Annotated in this window: 11 protein-coding genes; 9 read left to right on the plus strand and 2 right to left on the minus strand. The window is 65.5% G+C overall.

The window, feature by feature from the left end; translation table 11 throughout:
* Positions 1-8 precede the first annotated feature (8 nt).
* From AC3A3W_RS08650 to rlmB, 3 genes are all read left to right on the plus strand, one after another.
* Positions 9-335: a hypothetical protein gene (locus tag AC3A3W_RS08650; RefSeq protein ID WP_487441937.1), complete on the plus strand. Its 327-nt coding sequence runs from the start codon at positions 9-11 to the stop codon at positions 333-335.
* 57 nt (positions 336-392) lie between these two features.
* Entirely contained in the window at positions 393-1,847 is a 1,455-nt protein-coding gene (cysS, locus tag AC3A3W_RS08655) for a cysteine--tRNA ligase (RefSeq protein ID WP_487441939.1), read from the plus strand.
* A gap of 92 nt (positions 1,848-1,939) precedes the next feature.
* The gene (gene rlmB, locus AC3A3W_RS08660; protein WP_487441940.1) at positions 1,940-2,935 is read left to right on the plus strand and encodes a 23S rRNA (guanosine(2251)-2'-O)-methyltransferase RlmB; all 996 of its coding nucleotides are present in this window, start codon (positions 1,940-1,942) and stop codon (positions 2,933-2,935) included.
* 278 nt (positions 2,936-3,213) lie between these two features.
* On the opposite strand, the gene AC3A3W_RS08665 is transcribed toward rlmB, so the two are convergent.
* The gene (locus AC3A3W_RS08665) at positions 3,214-4,023 is read right to left on the minus strand and encodes a carbon-nitrogen hydrolase family protein (protein WP_487441942.1); all 810 of its coding nucleotides are present in this window, start codon (positions 4,021-4,023) and stop codon (positions 3,214-3,216) included.
* Positions 4,024-4,136: 113 nt separating this feature from the next.
* On the opposite strand from AC3A3W_RS08665, the gene glgX reads away from it, so the two are divergent.
* From glgX to AC3A3W_RS08680, 3 genes are read left to right on the plus strand one after another with little or no spacing between them, the layout of a single operon-like run.
* Positions 4,137-6,251 carry a glycogen debranching protein GlgX gene (gene glgX, locus AC3A3W_RS08670; RefSeq protein WP_487441944.1) on the plus strand — a complete coding sequence of 705 codons (2,115 nt, stop codon included), beginning with the start codon at positions 4,137-4,139 and terminating at the stop codon, positions 6,249-6,251.
* A 25-nt stretch (positions 6,252-6,276) separates the two neighbouring features.
* On the plus strand, positions 6,277-6,750 hold the full coding sequence (locus AC3A3W_RS08675; RefSeq protein ID WP_487441946.1) for a guanyl-specific ribonuclease: 474 nt from the start codon (positions 6,277-6,279) through the stop codon (positions 6,748-6,750).
* 4 nt (positions 6,751-6,754) lie between these two features.
* Positions 6,755-7,111, plus strand: coding sequence for a barstar family protein (locus tag AC3A3W_RS08680; protein WP_487441948.1), 357 nt, complete (start codon positions 6,755-6,757; stop codon positions 7,109-7,111).
* Between the two features lie 30 nt (positions 7,112-7,141).
* On the opposite strand, the gene glgP is transcribed toward AC3A3W_RS08680, so the two are convergent.
* Positions 7,142-9,760 (minus strand): alpha-glucan family phosphorylase, encoded by a 2,619-nt coding sequence (gene glgP / locus AC3A3W_RS08685; RefSeq protein ID WP_487441949.1) that lies wholly within the window; start codon positions 9,758-9,760, stop codon positions 7,142-7,144.
* Between the two features lie 131 nt (positions 9,761-9,891).
* Here glgP and AC3A3W_RS08690 point away from each other — a divergent pair, with 131 nt between their 5' ends.
* The 3 genes from AC3A3W_RS08690 to AC3A3W_RS08700 are packed head-to-tail and all read left to right on the plus strand — an operon-like array spanning position 9,892 to position 17,526.
* On the plus strand, positions 9,892-11,973 hold the full coding sequence (locus AC3A3W_RS08690; RefSeq protein WP_487441951.1) for an alpha-1,4-glucan--maltose-1-phosphate maltosyltransferase: 2,082 nt from the start codon (positions 9,892-9,894) through the stop codon (positions 11,971-11,973).
* Complete coding sequence (gene treS, locus AC3A3W_RS08695) at positions 11,970-13,766, plus strand: maltose alpha-D-glucosyltransferase (protein WP_487441953.1); 1,797 nt, start codon at positions 11,970-11,972, stop codon at positions 13,764-13,766. Before AC3A3W_RS08690 ends, treS begins: the two co-directional genes overlap by 4 nt.
* A 1-nt stretch (position 13,767) precedes the next feature.
* Positions 13,768-17,526 carry a 1,4-alpha-glucan branching enzyme gene (locus AC3A3W_RS08700; protein WP_487441954.1) on the plus strand — a complete coding sequence of 1,253 codons (3,759 nt, stop codon included), beginning with the start codon at positions 13,768-13,770 and terminating at the stop codon, positions 17,524-17,526.
* Positions 17,527-17,889: the final 363 nt, after the last annotated feature.

Raw genomic sequence — 17,889 nt, forward strand, 5'->3', positions numbered from 1 at the left:
GACCTCCCGTGAAAAAGCTGCTTCCCGCCGTCGTGATTGCCTGCCTGTTGCTTTCAGGCTGCGGCGGTACGCCGAGGATGAGCGTGGGCGAGAGCTGCACCTTCCTCAATAGCGACACGTTCAAGCCCACCGGAAACCAGCAGCAGCAGGCGGAGCAGATCGCGAAGCACTACGAGGAGGTTGCCGGCAAGGTGGCCGAGGAAGTCGCCGACCCGATCCAGAAGATGGCCGACGTCATGAAGCAGGTCGCCGGCACATCACTCGGGAACAAGAGCGAGGAGCAGGTGGCCGAGCTCACCAGGCAGAACAACAGGATCGGCGATGTCTGCAAGTAAGCGGAACCGCGTGAGCGGAAAGTAAGCGGCGACAGGGGCATCGGCTAATCTGGAGCGGTGACCCTCCGCTTTTACGACACCGCATCCGCCGAAGTCCGCGACTTCGTTCCCCTGGTACCGGGCAAGGTAAGCCTGTATTACTGCGGCGCCACGGTGCAGGGCATGCCTCACGTGGGGCACATCCGCTCCGCCATCGCCTTCGACCAGCTCACGCGCTGGCTTGAGTACCGCGGGTTCCGCGTCACCGTGGTCCGGAACGTCACCGACATCGACGACAAGATCCTTGCCAAGTCCGAGGCGTCCTTTCACCCGGACTTCGAGCATGAACCCGACACCGTACCGGAAGAGGAATGGTGGGCTCTGGCCTACCGGTACGAGCAGGAGTTCCTCAAGGCCTACGACGTCCTTGGCGTATCCCGGCCCACCTACGAGCCCCGGGCGACGGGCCACATCCCCGAAATGCACGCCCTCATCCAGCAGTTGATCGACCGCGGCCACGCCTACCCGGCGCCGGACGGCTCGGGCGACGTCTACTTCGACGTGCGCTCCTGGAGCAAGTACGGCTCACTGACGCGGCAGAAGCTCGACGACATGCAGGGCGCCACGGACGCTGACCCGCGCGGCAAGAAGGACCCCCGGGACTTCGCCCTGTGGAAGGGGCACAAGGAAGGCGAGCCGACGACGGCAAGCTGGGTTTCGCCGTGGGGTGCCGGCCGTCCCGGTTGGCACCTCGAATGCTCCGCGATGGTCACCAAGTACCTCGGCACCGAATTCGACATCCACGGCGGCGGGCTGGACCTGCGCTTCCCGCACCACGAAAACGAGATGGCCCAGTCGCAGGCCGCCGGCCACGCCTTCGCCAACTTCTGGATGCACAACGGCATGGTCACCTACCAGGGCGAGAAGATGTCCAAGTCCGTCGGCAACACGGTCAGCCCCGCTGAAATGCTGGAACTCGCCCCGCCCCGCGTGGTCCGCTACTACCTCGGCCAGGCGCAGTACCGCTCGGTTCTGGACTACCAGCCGACATCCCTGCAGGAAGCCACCGCCGCCGTCGAACGCATCGACGGTTTCATCGCGAGGGCCGTACGGGCGCTGTCGGCGGACGGCTCCCTGCTTTTCGCCAGCCACGGCACGGTGCCGGACGCGTTCGCCGCCGCCATGGACGACGACCTCAACGTGCCGCAGGCCCTCGCGTCGCTGCACGACACCGTCCGGGCCGGTAATTCAGCGCTCACCGCCGGGGACTTCGCGGCGGCACGGCAGGCGCTCACCAGCGTGACCGACATGCTCCGCGTCCTCGGAATCAGCGACGCCGCGCAGCCCGCCGTCGACGATCAGGCCACGTCCGCCCTCGGAACTCTCGTGGAGGCGCAGCTCGCCGCCCGCGCGGATGCCCGCGCCCGGAAGGACTGGGCCGCCTCGGATGCCATCAGGGACGCGCTGTCGGCCGCCGGCGTCGTGGTTGAAGACGGCGCGGACGGTGCCACGTGGAGCCTTCAGCGCGGCTGATTCCTTCGGCAGCGACCCGCCCCGGTCAGCGATTTAACTTGAGTCAGTAGACTGGAGTTCAGACGTACTCAATACAACCAAGGGTGGAACTCATGGCCAACAACGGTCGCCCGGGCGCAATCCGCAAGCTCAAGAAGGGCCCCACCACCGGAACCGGTGGCCACGGCCGCAAGGCACTCGAAGGCAAGGGGCCAACCCCCAAGGCCGAAGACCGCCCGTACCACAAGGCCTACAAGAACAAGCAGCTCTCCGAGCGCTCCGAGGCCAAGCGCTCCGGCAGCGGCGGCCGCAGCGCCGGTGCACGGTCCGGCCCGAAGGGCCGCGCCACTGAGGAAGTGGTCACGGGCCGCAACTCCGTCGTGGAGGCGCTCCGGGCCGGGATCCCGGCGAAGGCCCTGCACGTGGCCATCCGCATCGAGATGGACGACCGCGTCAAGGAATCCCTCAAACTCGCTGCCGAACGCGGCATCCCGCTGCTGGAAACCGGCAAGCCGGAGCTCGACCGGATGACCGACGATGCCGTGCACCAGGGCCTCGTGCTGCAGATCCCGCCGTATGAATACCAGGACGCCTATGACCTGGCTGAACAGACCGTGGACCGCTGGAAGAAGGGGCACGTCGCGAACGCACCCCTCTTCGTCGCCCTCGACGGCATTACGGATCCCCGCAACCTGGGCGCGATCATCCGCTCGGTGTCCGCATTCAGCGGCCACGGCGTCATCGTCCCGGAACGCCGCTCCGTAGGCGTCACCGCCTCAGCCTGGAAGACCAGCGCCGGCGCGGCCGTCCGCGTGCCTGTGGCCCGTGCGTCCAACCTGAACAACGCCTTGAAGCAGTTCAAGAACATGGGCATCTTCGTCCTGGGGCTCGACGGCGACGGCGACGTTTCCCTGCCGGACCTCACCCTGGCCACCGAGCCGGTCTGTATCGTCGTCGGTTCAGAAGGCAAGGGACTCAGCCGGCTGGTCCGCGAGAACTGCGACCAGATCGTCTCGATCCCGATCGACTCCGCCATGGAATCGCTCAACGCCTCCATGGCCGTCGGCATCTCCCTCTACGAAGTGTCCCGCCAGCGCGCAACGAAGTAGCCCGCTCTGCCGGGGTGGCGTCCGCAGCGGCCGCTTTGCCGTCCTTAGACACCTCCCGTCGTCTACTGGTCGTCGAGCCTCTCGAGACGCTCCCTCACCTTTCGCTGCATAATTGGGAACGCTCCCTCGCCTTTGGCGGGAAAACGCGAAACCCTCCAGCACGTCATGTGCGGGAGGGTTTCCGTTTGTGTTGCGGGAAGTGCGGGAGGGTCTCCGCTTAAGTTGCGGGAAGTGCGGGAGGGTCTTCCTCGGGTGCGGAAGCTGCGCTCGACGCCTGCCTAGAACGAGCGGCGGTTGGCCAGGACGGGCAGCCTCGTTTGGGCTTCCTTGACGACGGCGGGATCGAGGTCGGCGAACAGCAGGCCGGCGGCGCCGTCGAGCTCTGCCAGTACCTCACCGAAGGGCGAGACGACAGCGGAGTGCCCAACTCCGGTGGGCGCCACGCCGCGCGCTTCGATGCCCTCGGTGGCGGGGTCGCCCTGGCCGCAGGCAAGCACATAGGTTGTGGTGTCGATCGCGCGGGCACGGGCCAGCAGCTTCCACTGGTCCACCTTGCCCGGGCCGGAACCCCAGGACGCGCAAATAATGTTGGCAACGGCTCCGCGGTCGGCATTTGCTGAGAAGAGGGCCGGGAACCGGATGTCGTAGCAGGTGGCCAGGCCGAAGGTGAGGCCGCCGGCATCGAACGTCACAGGCCCCGTTCCGGCGTCCACGGTGTCCGACTCAAGGAAACCGAACGCGTCGAACAGATGCACCTTGTCGTAGCTTGCTTCCACGCCCGGGCCGGTCACGAGCAGCGTGTTCCGGACCTTACCGCCTCCTGCCGCGGACGCCGCGCCCGGGGTGAACATGCCGGCCACGATAACGATGCCCAGCTCGGCAGCGATGGAACGGACCCGGTCCGCCCAGGGGCCATCGAGCTGCTCAGCAATGCCGATCAAGGGATTCCCAAAAGCGCGCATGGTGGCCTCGGGGAAAACGACCAGTTCGGCGCCGCCTTCCTTGGCCCGGCGGGCGTACTCCGCCACCAGGACCAGGTTGCCCTCCACGTCCCGACCGGTGATGATCTGGGCCAGTGCAATCTTCACAAATACCTCCACCTCGGTGCGTTATTCCGGTCAGCAGCGGCGCCGCCACATTAGCGAAACGTCACACGCCGGAATAGATCGGCATTTAGAACGTGACAGTTAAGCTTTAATCGATGGTAATGCCCTTAGTAGACTCAGCCTCCTCCACAGTAGACGCCTCCCGGGCGTTTCCCCTTGGCGTAAGTACTCTCCGCCCGGGGCCTGCCGCGGACGGCTCCTCCGGCGGAAGCCCCAACGTGGCGGTCTATGCTCCCGGTGTGCGGACCCTGGAGATCGCCTACCAGGCACCCGGCGGCAGCTGGCGGATCGAGACACTGCCGAACGTCACAGACGGCGTCCACCACGGCATTGTCGAGGGGCTGGCCGTCGGCTCGCGCTACGGCTTGCGTGCCGCCCCCGACGCCCAGGTCCTCCCTCTCTCGGTCCCCACAGTGGATTTCGACGACGGCGAGCGGCACCCGCTGCTGCTCGACCCCTATGGGCGGGCGGTGGACCAGCGCGCCGACCTGATCACCAGCGTGAGGATGTCCAGCGACTTCGACTGGGAATCCGACGACAGGCTGCACACCCCCTGGCGGGACACCATCATCTACGAGGCACATGTCCGCGGGCAGAGCATGCTGCACCCGGACATCCCGGAGGCGCTGCGCGGCACCTACGCCGGCATGGCCCACCCTGCGATGATTGAGCACCTCACCGGCCTCGGAATTACTGCGGTGCAGCTGCTGCCGGTCCATTTCCACCTCGACGAGCCGCACCTTCAGAACCTGGGCCTGACGAATTACTGGGGCTACAACACAGCGGCGTTCTTTGCCCCGCACCCCGCATATGCAACGCAGTCTGCACAGGCGTCCGGGCCGCAGGCGGTGCAGGATGAGTTCAAGGGCATGGTCAAGCTCCTGCACGCCGCCGGTATCGAGGTCATCCTGGACGTGGTCTACAACCACACCGCCGAAGGCGGACCGGACGGAAACACTGTCTGTTTCCGCGGGCTGGGGGAGGAGAAGTACTACCGCACGGACGGCAAGGGCAGGTACATCGATACCACCGGCTGCGGGAACACACTCAACTTTGGCGAGCCGCGCGTCGTGCAGCTCGTGCTGGATTCGCTCCGGTACTGGGTGGATGAATTCCACGTGGACGGCTTCCGATTCGACCTCGCCGTGACTCTCTGCCGGAACGCGGCCAATGAGTTTGATCCGAACCACCCCTTCCTGAAGGCAGTTGCGGCCGATCCGGTACTGTCGCGGGTCAAGCTCATAGCCGAACCCTGGGACGTAGGTTACGGGGGCTGGCAGACCGGCCGCTTCCCCGGCGGCTGGGTTGACTGGAACGACCATTACCGCGATGCCATGCGTTCCTTCTGGCTCGCCGACCGCGCGGCCATCGACGCCGGCGGCCACGGCGGCTCCGTGGCCCGGCTGGCAGATGCCATGTCCGGTTCCGCCAGCCTCTTCGAACCGTCAGGCCGCTCCAGGCTGGCCTCCCTGAACTTCATCACGGCCCATGACGGATTCACCATGGCCGACCTTGTGTCCTACGACCGCAAGCACAACGAGGCCAACGGGGAACAGAACCGGGACGGGCACGGCGACAACCGCAGCTACAACCACGGCTTTGAAGGCCCGACCGAGGACGAAACCATCCTTGCCCGGCGGGCTCAGACCCAGCGGAACCTGATGGCCTCGCTGATGATCTCCCTCGGGGTCCCCATGATCACGGCCGGCGATGAACTGGGCCGCACACAGCAGGGCAACAACAATGCCTACTGCCAGGACAACCCGCTCGCCTGGCTTGACTGGACCAGCACGCCGGAATCGCACGCCATGCTCCGGAGCACCAAGCGTGTCATCCGGCTGCGCAAGGAATTCCTTGCCGGGCAGCCGCATGACTATCCGGTGCGGGACGCGCAATCGTACCTGTTTTGGTACGACCAGAATGGCGAGCCCATGACCATGGAACGCTGGAATGACCCCAGGCATCGGGTGGTGCAGCTGCTGCTGGGCTCGGACGATGGGCAGATGGCCGGCCTGATTGTGGTCAACGGCGGCCGGGAAGATATCCAGGTCGCCCTTCCCCAAGCGGTCAACGACGACGGCACAGCCAAGCGGCTGTTCGAACTGCGCCTGACCACATCCGACCTCCATGACCAGCGCCAGGGTTTCGAGGTGGCGTCCGGCGAGCGGGACGTCGTGCAGGCCAACACCATCAACATCTACCGCACCTAGCACCACCGGACGGGAAAGCGTGAACATGCGCAGGTTGTTGGCAGCCGTGGTGCTGCTGGTGTTGCTGGGAGTGGCGCTTGTCGTGTCCAGTGGACTCCAGCCGCAGGCAGGCAGGCAGGCGGGCGATCCCGCCCCGGTGGAATCCGGGATCGCGACACCGGCCTCACGCGGACCAGTGGCGACGGCCGGGGTCAGTGCGGTTCCCAACCCTTCAGGCCTGGCCACCATCCGGGAATCGCAGCTCCCCGCCGAAGGCCGCAGGACCCTTGCGCTCATCCGCCGGGGCGGGCCGTACCCTTACGGGCGCGACGGCGTGACGTTCGGCAACTTTGAGCGCATCCTGCCCCGGAAATCCGGCGGATATTACCGCGAGTACACTGTCCCCACACCCGGTGAATCCGACCGCGGCGCCCGCAGGATCGTGGCGGGCAAGGCGGGCGAAAAATACTACACGGCAGACCACTACGAGTCGTTCAAGTTCATAGCAGAGGGCAAATAGCGCCATGAAGATCTATTCCGCAGACACCTGGACCATCGAGGAACTGACCGACCAGGTCGCCGACGCCGGCCGCCGCAGCCTCGTGGTCCCGGCGGCCGATTCCAGGAAGGAAGTGCTGGCCACCTTCGGCGAAGCACTGGAATTCCCGGAACACTACGGCGTCAACCTGGACGCACTCAACGACTCACTGCACGACTTCGCGGACGCCATCTCCGACAACGGAGAGGAGCCCCTCACGGTCATCTGGCAGGTGCCGGCAGCCTTCCGCAGCGACAGGTCCTTCGGCATCATCTGCGAAATCCTCCAGGACGCCGAAAGCTACGCCGGGAAGGACCTGGCCGTCATCGCGGTGCTCCTGTAAGCCGGCGGCGCTTGCGGCGCCGGGCCGTGCTTAGGCGTTGACGATCAGGCCCAGCTCCGCCTTGGATGCCAGCGCGTCGTGCTTGGGAAGCACGCGGACCGTATAGCCGAAGGACCCTGAGCGGTCGATCACAATGGAGCCGGTGAACAAATAGCGGCCGTTGCCGAGTTCGTCCTTCGGATCGAGCTCTACGAGTGTCACGTTGGCGAGTTCATCGCTTTCCTCGGCCTGCCCGTACGCGACTTCCACCGCCACGTCCTGGGGCGTCAGGGTGTGCAGTCCCACGTAGGCATTGACCTCGAGGGTGTCACCGATCTGCGGATCCTCGGACACGCCCAGGGAGTCCACATGCTCCACGTGGAGCTGGGGCCAGGCTGCGCGGACCTTGGAGGTCCATGCCGCGAGTTCCTTGGCCTGGCTGAAGGAGGACGCCACCGCGTGCCGTCCGGAGATCGCAGCCGGCCGGTAGAGCACGTTGACGTAGTCCTGGAGCATGCGCTCGGCCGAGACGGCCGGGCCCAGGTGGGCGAGCGTGTGCTTGATCATGGACACCCAGTGGGTGGGGATCTTCTCGTGCCCGGTGGCGGACGGTCCGGCAGCCCCTGCCGCCTCCGAAACCGTGTTGCCGTAGAAGCGCGGCGCCACCTGCGTCTCGAGCAGTTCGTACAGGGCGGCTGCCTCGATGTCGTCGCGTTCGTCCGCTGATGCACCGTTGTTGGCGGTCGGAATCGCCCAGCCGTTTTCGCCGTCGTACATCTCGTCCCACCAGCCGTCGAGCACCGAAAGGTTGAGGGAGCCATTGATGGCCGCCTTCATGCCGGACGTGCCGCAGGCCTCCAACGGGCGCAGCGGGTTGTTGAGCCAGACGTCGCATCCCGGGAACAGGGTGCGTGCCATGGCGATGTCGTAGTTGGGCAGGAACACGATGCGGTGGCGGACCTTCGGGTCATCCGTGAAGCGCACCAGGTCCTGGATCATCTTCTTTCCCGCATCGTCCGCGGGGTGGGACTTCCCGGCAATGACCAGCTGGATGGGGTGCTCCTTGTGCAGCAGCAAGGCCTTGAGCCGTTCCGGTTCGCGCAGCATCAGGGTCAGCCGCTTGTACGTGGGCACACGCCGGGCGAAGCCGATGGTCAGGACATCAGGGTCCAGCACGGAGTCTGTCCAGGCGAGCTCGGCGTCGGCGGCGCCGCGCTTTTTCCAGGCCGCGCGGAGCCTGCGCCGGACATCCTCCACGAGCGAGGCGCGCATCTCGCGCCGCAGGGCCCAGACCTCGGCGTCGCTGACGTTGTAGGCGAGGTCCCAGCGGCCCATGGCTTCCGCTTCCGCGCCGAACCGTTCCCGGGCGAGCTTGGAAATCCTCGAATCGACCCACGTCGGCACGTGCACACCGTTCGTCACGGAGGTGATGGGCACCTCGGAGTGATCGAATCCTGGCCAGAGCGCGGAGAACATGCCGCGGGACACTTCGCCGTGCAGCTTGGCCACGCCGTTGGCGCGCTGCGCGAGGCGCAGGCCCATGACCGCCATGTTGAAGACGAACGGGTTGCCGTCGGCGAAGTTCTCGCGGCCAAGATCGAGGATGCGGGAGGTCGGCACGTCAGGCGCAAGCCCCGCCTCGAAGAAGTGCTGGATCTGGGCGGTTTCGAAGCGGTCGATGCCGGCCGGCACGGGTGTATGCGTGGTGAAAACTGTGGACGCGCGGCCCGCGGCCAACGCTTCATCGAAGGTGAGTGCCTGATCACCGGCCATCAGTTCCTGGATCCGCTCGATCCCGAGGAAACCGGCATGGCCCTCATTGGTGTGGAACACCTCCGGGGCAGGGGTCCCGGTCAGCCGCTGGTAGACGCGCAGCGCCTTCACCCCGCCCATGCCCAGCAACAGCTCCTGCTGGAGGCGGTGGTCACCACCGCCGCCGTAGAGGCGGTCCGTGATGCCGCGGGCGGCGTCGTCATTGCCCGGAACGTTGGAATCCAACAGCAGCAGGGGAACGCGTCCGACGTCGGCACGCCAGATGTGCGCCGCAAGGCGGCGCCCGTTGGGCAGCGGCAGCGAAATTTCGATGGGCTTTCCGCTTCCGTCAGGGGACGGTTCGCGCAGCAGCGTCAGGGGCAGCCCATCCGGGTCAATGACCGGATACGTCTCCTGCTGCCAGGCGTCGCGGGACAATGACTGCTTGAAGTAGCCTGCCTGATACAGCAGGCCCACCCCGATCAGGGGAACGCCGAGGTCTGACGCTGCCTTGAGATGGTCGCCAGCCAGGATGCCCAGGCCGCCGGAGTACTGCGGCAGCACCTCGGTGATGCCGAATTCGGGGGAGAAGTATGCAATGGAGGCGGGCGCGTCCTCGCCCAGTCCCTGGTACCAGCGCGGCTGCTCCAGGTAGCGGTCCAGGTCGTCCGCCGCGGCGCGCACGCGGGCCACGACGTCCCGGTCCGTGGCCAGCCGGTGCATTTCTTCGCGGCCCACCAGCCCGAGGAAGCTGACCGGATCGTTGCCGCATTCAGCCCAGACCTTGGGGTTCAGTCCTTCGAAAAGTTCCCTGGTGGGCCGGTGCCAGGACCAGCGCAGGTTCGTGGCCAAACGGGCCAGCGGCCGGATCGGCTCGGGAAGAACGGTTCGGACGGTAAATCTGCGGATTGCCTTCACCTGCGCCACACTAATCGAGAAGATGAACGGCAGGAACCGGTTTCGATTACTTTCCGGTAAATGACGAATCAGTTCATTAATTAAGATCGCAGGCTTAGCAATGGCTTGCTTTTCTCGCTAATGTCGAGCCTGTGACGACTAACACGCGAACCAATGCCCCAGCCAAGCAAACGTCCAAAGCTTCGATCGCGGATGGCCTTCGATTTGGTCGTTTCCCGATCACGAACGTTCAGCCGGTAGTCGAAGGGGGGAAGTTTCCCGCCAAGGCGCTCCCCGGCGAAGGAATCGTGGTCAGTGCACAGTCCTTCCGTGAAGGCCATGACCAGCTGGGCGTCAGTGCCGTCCTGCTGGACCCGAAGGGCAAGGAGCGCCAGCGTGTGCGCCTCCAGCCCCCGCCCGGGGACCGCGGCAAGGGCACGGACCTGTGGGAAGGCATGCTCACGCCCGACTCCACGGGTAACTGGTCTTTCGTCATCGAGGCCTGGCACGACCGCTACGGCACCTGGCACCACAACGCCGAGGTCAAGGTGGAAGCCGGCATCGACGTCGAGCTGATGCTGGACGAGGGGGCCGCGCTGCTGTCGCAGGCCGCCGAGGAGTCCTTCCGCAACTCCGCCGACCGCAATACGCTCAGGGCCGCCGTCGTGGGTCTGTCCGATACCTCCAAGTCCGCTGAGGAGCGGCTCGCCGCCGGCTTCGGCGCAGACGTGGCCGAGATTGTTGGCCGCGAGCCGATCCGGGAGCTGGTCACGGTTTCTGAACGTTTCCCGCTCCTGGTGGAGCGCGATCGCGCCGGCCGCGGCTCCTGGTACGAGTTCTTTCCGCGCTCTGAAGGCGCCATCCGCAACCACGAGACCGGCGCCTGGACCTCAGGCAATTTCCAGACTGCGGCCAAGCGGCTGGAAGCTGTCGCGGACATGGGCTTCGACGTCATCTACATGCCGCCAATCCACCCCATCGGTGTCCAGCACCGAAAGGGCCCCAACAACACCCTGATCGCGGGTCCGAACGACCCCGGATCACCCTGGGCCATTGGGGCGAAGGAGGGCGGCCACGACGCCATCCACCCCGACCTCGGCACCTTCGAGGACTTCGATGCGTTCGTAGCCCGTGCCACGGAGCTGGGCCTCGAGGTGGCACTGGACCTCGCGCTGCAGGCGGCGCCGGACCACCCGTGGGTCACATCCCACCCGGAATGGTTCACCACCAGGGTGGACGGGAGCATCGCCTACGCCGAGAACCCACCCAAGAAGTACCAGGACATCTACCCGCTCAACTTCGACAACGATCCCGAGGGCCTGTCCAAGGAAATCCTCCGCATCGTGCAGCTTTGGGTCAGCCACGGGGTGAAGATCTTCCGCGTGGACAACCCGCACACGAAGCCGGTGTGGTTCTGGGAATGGCTGATCGCCAAGGTCAACAAGAAGAACCCCGAAGTCGTCTTCCTGGCCGAGGCATTCACCAGGCCTGCCATGATGCACGCGCTCGGCCGGTCAGGCTTCCAGCAGTCCTACACGTACTTCACGTGGCGGAACACGAAGAAAGAGCTGGAAGAGTACTTCCATGAGGTCAGCCATGTCTCACCGGCTTACTTCCGGCCGAACTTTTTCGTCAACACGCCGGACATCCTCACCGAGTACCTGCAGTACGGTGGGCCGGCGGCCTTCAAGATCCGTGCTGCGCTGGCTGCAACGGCCAGCCCGCTGTGGGGCGTCTACGCCGGCTTCGAGCTGTACGAGCATGTGGCCCGCCCCGGCGCGGAGGAGTACATCGACAACGAGAAGTTCGAGTACAAGGCCAGGGACTGGGATGCTGCTGCCGCGTCCGGCCGCACCCTTGCCCCGTACCTGACCCGGCTCAACGAGATCCGCAGGGCACATCCGGCGCTGGGGGATCTGCAGAACCTGACCCTGCACCACAGCACGGATGACGCCACCATCGTGTACTCCAAGCACAAGACCCTCCCTGATGGCACCAAGGACACCATCATCGTGGTGGTCAACGTGGACCCTCACAGCACGCGGGAAAGCACGGTGTCGCTGGATCTGGCCGCGCTGCAGCTCGACCCGGACGACCTTACGCCGAACGGCGGCTTCAGGGTGGATGACCTGATCTCGGGCGAGACCTGGGAATGGGGGGAGTACAACTACGTCAGACTTGATGCCCACGTTGAACCTGCACACATACTGAACATCCGGAGGCAGCCTCAGTGAGTTTCAGCCCGCAGAACCCGTCACATCATTTCACTCCGAAGAGCACATTCGAGCTCAATGCGCCGGGATTGCAGCATGATCCACTGTGGTACAGGAAGGCGGTGTTCTATGAAGTGCTGGTCCGGGGCTTTGCGGATGCCAACGGCGACGGGTCGGGTGATTTCCACGGCCTGATCGAGAAGCTCGACTACCTGCAGTGGCTGGGCGTGGACTGTCTCTGGCTTCCGCCGTTCTTCCAGTCCCCGCTCCGTGACGGCGGGTACGACATCTCCGACTACAACTCCGTGCTCGATGAGTTCGGCACCATCAGCGATTTCAAACGGCTCGTGGCGGAGGCCCACGCCCGCGGCGTCCGGGTCATCATCGACCTGCCGCTGAACCACACCTCGGACCAGCACCCCTGGTTCCAGGAGTCTCGCAAGGATCCGGACGGCCCGTTCGGCGACTTCTACGTCTGGAGCGACACGGACGAGAAGTACCAGGACGCCCGCATCATCTTCGTGGACACGGAAGAGTCCAACTGGACGTTCGATCCCATCCGGCGGCAGTTCTTCTGGCACCGGTTCTTCAGCCACCAGCCGGACCTGAACTTCGAGAATCCCAAGGTCATCGACGCGCTGTTCGACGTCGTGCGGTTCTGGCTGGATCAGGGGATCGACGGTTTCCGCGCCGACGCCATCCCTTACCTGTTCGAGGAGGAGGGCACCAACTGCGAAAACCTGCCCGCCACCCACGAGTTCCTCCGCAAGCTGCGGAAGATGGTGGATGAGAGCTACCCGGGCCGGGTGATCATCGCGGAGGCCAACCAGCCGCCCAACGAAGTGGTGGAGTACTTCGGTACCGAGGAGGAGCCGGAATGCCACATGGCCTTTCACTTCCCGATCATGCCGCGGCTCTACTACGCGCTGCGTGACCAGAAGGCTGCCCCCATCATCGAAACGATGCACGACACCCCGGACATCCCAGAGGGCGCCCAGTGGGGCACCTTCCTGCGGAACCACGACGAGCTCACGCTGGAAATGGTCACCTCCGATGAGCGCGCCGCCATGCTCGGCTGGTATGCGCCGGACCCGCGGATGCGGGCCAACATCGGCATCCGGCGCCGCCTCGCGCCGCTGCTGGACAACTCCAGGGCCGAGATCGAACTGATCAACGCCCTCCTGCTGTCGCTGCCGGGCAGCCCGTTCCTCTACTACGGGGACGAAATCGGCATGGGCGACAACATCTGGCTGGAAGACCGCGACGCCGTCCGCACTCCCATGCAGTGGAACCCGGACCGCAACGCCGGTTTCTCCAACGCGGATCCGGGCAAGCTGTACCTCCCGGTGATCCAGTCGCTGGTCTACAACTACAGCATGGCCAATGTTGAGGCGGAAGCCGCGCACTCCGGGTCGCTGCTGCGCTGGACCCGGCAGATCCTGAGCGTCAGGCGGAACCACGCCGCGTTCGGGCTCGGCAGCTTCCGGCACGTGGAGGCCGACCACGAAGTGGTGCTGGCCTACCTGCGTGAACTTCCGGAAGGCAACACGGCCGGGGAACCGGCCGAAACCATCCTGTGCGCCTTCAACCTTTCGCAGCACCCGGTGGCTGCGACGCTGAAGCTGCCGCAGTTCGCCGGCCGTGGCCTCCGCGATGTGTTCGGTGGGCAGCCGTTCCCGGGAGTCGGCGAGGACGGCAACCTGACACTGACTCTTGGCAGCCACGATTTCTTTTGGCTCCGCGTGCGGTCCGCCGCCTCCAACCCTGCATCCCCGTACACCCAGGCGATGCCGATCCTGTCCATTGAGGGCTGACATGACACAATCCACACTGACCCCGACGCTCCACGAGCTGCTGCGCCAGTGGCTGCCAAGCCAGCGCTGGTTCCCGGTAAAGGCCGGCGCATTTTCGCTGGTCCCGGTGGGCGGCTTCACTCTCACTGACTCCTCCGGTGAGGCAGGACTTGAGGTGATTCTCGCCTCCGTGGTGTCCCAAACGGCCGACGGCGGCGCCCGCACCGATGTGGTCCAGGTGCCGCTCAGCTACCGCAGCGCGCCGCTGGCTGGCGCCGGGCGCGCGCTCATCGGCGAAATCGACGATGCCGAACTGGGGCGCCGCTGGATTTACGATGGCGTCCACGATCCGGTGTTCGTCGCCGAATGGCTTGACCTCATGCGAACCGAGGGTGTCGCCGCGGGCGGGGCGGCCAGCGGGCACCTCCCGGGCGGTGGCCAGCCGCTTCCGAGCGCCGCGGGCACGGTCCGCGTCCTCTCGGGCGAACAGTCCAACACTTCCGTGATTGTCGACGACGGCGCTTCCGCGGCCATCGTCAAGTTCTTTCGGGTGCTCTCCGCCGGCCGCAATCCGGAGGTGGAGGTCGGTGCCGCCCTTTCCGCAGCGCGGACCTCAGAGGTTCCGGCCACGCTCGGCTGGGTCACCGGCCAATGGCTTCCGCAGCAGGCCGCGGCGGGCACCGATTCCGGGCAGGACGCTGCCGTGGCGAGCCCGGTGCAAGGTGAACTGGCCGTTGCCCACGAGTTCCTGGCCGGCGGACGGGACGCCTGGCGGCTTGCGGTCGATGCGGCCGCGGCAGGAACGGACTTTACGCAGGAAGCCCACGCCCTGGGGCACGCCACCGCGACTGTCCACCGGCGGCTCGCTGAAACCCTGGGTGTTTCCGCGGAGGCCGTCCCCGGCGGTGTCATTGCGCCCGGAGTAGCCCAGCGCGTGCGGCAGGCCTGGACGGAAGCCGGTCCCGCCGTCGGGCCGTATGAAAACGAACTGGACAGCCTCCTGATGCAACTGGAAGGGACTCCGGCCGGTGCCCTGCAGCGCATCCACGGCGACCTTCACCTTGGCCAGATCCTCCAGGTTCCGGGCCGGAACGGCGGGCCGGACCGGTGGGCAATCCTCGATTTCGAGGGTGAGCCCATGCGGCCGATTTCGGAACGGAACTTTCCGGACGTCCCGCTGCGGGACGTGGTGGGCATGTTGCGCTCCTTCGACTATGCGGCCGGCGCCGCGGAGCGCGAGAGCAGCGAGGCGCGCGTGCCCGAATCGTGGGTGGATGACTGCGCCGAGGCATTTCTGGCCGGCTACTCCGAGGTCACTCCCGGCACCATAGACCGGAAGTCCCCGCTCTTTGTGGCATTGTGGCTGGACAAGGCGTTGTACGAAGTCGTGTATGAATTGCGCAACAGGCCGGACTGGCTAGCCATTCCTGTGACTGCGTCCAGGCGACTCCTCAGCAGTAAAGGCCCCGGCGAACCGGCCGGAGCCGCAGCGGAAGGTAAGAAGATGACAGGCTCTGCACCTACAGATAGGCCCCATGCCCCCCTTCATGTGGATGCGAACACGCTCTCACGAGTGGCGGCCGGTGAGCATCATGCCCCACACTCCGTGCTTGGTGCGCATCTGGATAACTACGGCCACGTAACCATCCGTACCGTCAAGCACCTTGCCGAGGCGGTCACCGTGGTGACCGAAGCCGGTTCCGTGCCGATGACCCATGAGACCGACGGCGTATGGGTCGCCGTGCTGGAGCCCCTGCAGGCCGGCCACGTGCCGGACTACCGTTTGGAAGTGGCCTACGAAGGCGCGGAACCCGTGACGGTGGACGAGCCGTACCGCTACCTCCCCACCGTCGGTGAGGTGGACCTGCACCTGATCGGCGAGGGCCGCCACGAAAAGCTGTGGGCGGTCCTTGGCGCCCATGTCCAGCACTACAAGTCTTCGCTGGGAGACGTCGATGGCGTGTCCTTCGCCGTGTGGGCCCCCAACGCCGAGGCAGTCCGCGTCAAGGGCGACTTCAACGCCTGGGACGGGCGGGAAAACTCCCTGCGCTCCCTGGGGTCCTCCGGCGTCTGGGAACTGTTCGTGCCCGGCGTTGCGGCCGGCGCGTGCTACAAGTTCGAGATCAAGACCAAGGGCGGTTACTGGGTAGAGAAGGCTGACCCGCTGGCGTTCGGCACCGAGGTGCCGCCGCTGACTGCTTCCAGGGTTGTCGAATCCCACTACCGGTTCGAGGACGCCGAGTGGATGAAGGCGCGCGCCGAGCGGGATCCGCACAACTCGCCCATGAGCGTGTACGAGGTCCACCTCGGATCCTGGCGCCTGGGGCTGAGCTACCGGGAACTCGCGAAGGAACTCGTCGAGTATGTGCAGTGGCTGGGCTTCAGCCATGTCGAGTTCATGCCGGTGGCCGAACACCCGTTCGGCGGCTCCTGGGGTTACCAGGTCACCTCCTACTTCGCGCCGACGTCACGCTTCGGGCACCCCGACGAGTTCCGCTACCTGGTGGATGCGCTCCACCAGGCGGGCATCGGGGTCATCCTGGACTGGGTGCCGGCACACTTCCCGAAAGACAACTGGGCGCTTGCCCAGTTCGACGGACAGCCGCTGTACGAGCACGCCGACCCGAACCTGGGCGAGCACCCGGACTGGGGCACCCTGATTTTCGACTTCGGCCGCACCGAGGTCCGCAACTTCCTGGTGGCCAACGCACTCTACTGGCTTGATGAGTTCCACATCGACGGTCTCCGGGTGGACGCAGTCGCCTCCATGCTGTACCTGGACTACTCGCGCGAGCACGGCCAGTGGCAGCCGAACCGCTTCGGCGGGCGCGAAAACCTGGAGGCCATCTCCTTCCTCCAGGAAACCAACGCCACCGTGTACAAGACCCATCCCGGTGCAGTCATGATCGCCGAAGAATCCACCGCCTTCCCCGGCGTCACAGGTCCCACCAGCCACGGCGGCCTCGGCTTCGGGCTCAAGTGGAACATGGGCTGGATGCACGATTCGCTCAAGTACGTCTCCGAGGATCCGGTCAACCGGAAGTGGCACCACGGGACCGTCACCTTCTCGATGGTGTATGCCTTCACGGAGAACTTCCTCCTCCCCATCAGCCATGACGAGGTTGTCCACGGCAAGGGTTCGATGCTCCGCAAGATGCCCGGCGACCGCTGGCAGCAATTGGCAAACCTGCGCGCGTTCCTCGGCTACCAGTGGGCACACCCCGGCAAACAGCTCATCTTCATGGGCACCGAATTCGGCCAGGAAGCAGAATGGTCCGAGCAGCACGGCCTTGACTGGTGGCTGGCGGACATCCCCGCCCACCGCGGGCTCCAGCTGCTGACGAAGGACCTCAACGAGCTGTACAAGTCGACGCCGGCACTGTACTCACGTGACAACGAGCCCGGCGGGTTCCAGTGGATCAACGGAGCCGATGCGGACCGCAACGTCCTGACCTTTGTCCGTTGGGACACCGAGGGGAACCCCGTGGTTGTGGCGGTCAACTTCTCCGGAGGCCCGCACAAGGACTACGCACTCGGAGTACCGTCCGTGGGCGTCTGGACCGAAGTGCTCAACACCGATGCCGCGGCCTATGGCGGCTCCGGCGTCCTCAATGACGGGAAGCTGACAGCGGAGGACGAAGCCATCGATGGCCAGCCTGCCACGTTGACAGTGACGCTGCCGCCACTGGGTGTTGTCTACTTCAAGCCGGCCGGCACGAATGCGCAGACCCTGCCGGGCGGTTCGGCCAAGGCAGAGCTGCCGGAGACGACAGTGAGCTGACGGCAACCCGGTTCTGACCAGGCTGCCGGAAGAGGCCCGGAATCCCCGTGATTCCGGGCCTCTTCCATGCCTCTTCGGTGCATTCTGCAGGCGGGTTGGCTACAGGGAAAAGTAGTGGTAGAGTTTATTTCCGCGCCGCTCCCCGGAGTCGGTCGGAACAGCGACTAAGATGCCTCAGGCATCAGGGAGTCGCAGGAGCCGATTTGACTAGGGCGAAGCGAGCGGGTAAGTTTGAAAAGTTGCTCCGGAGCGATCCGCGACCGAATGGTTGGTTGTGGTGGTGCCGGGTGTGTCTGTTGTTTGAGAACTCAATAGTGTGCCAAGTTTGTTGATACCGGTTTATTTTATATGAATTGGTTGATT

Source organism: Arthrobacter sp. Soil_N43, from assembly GCF_057655195.1.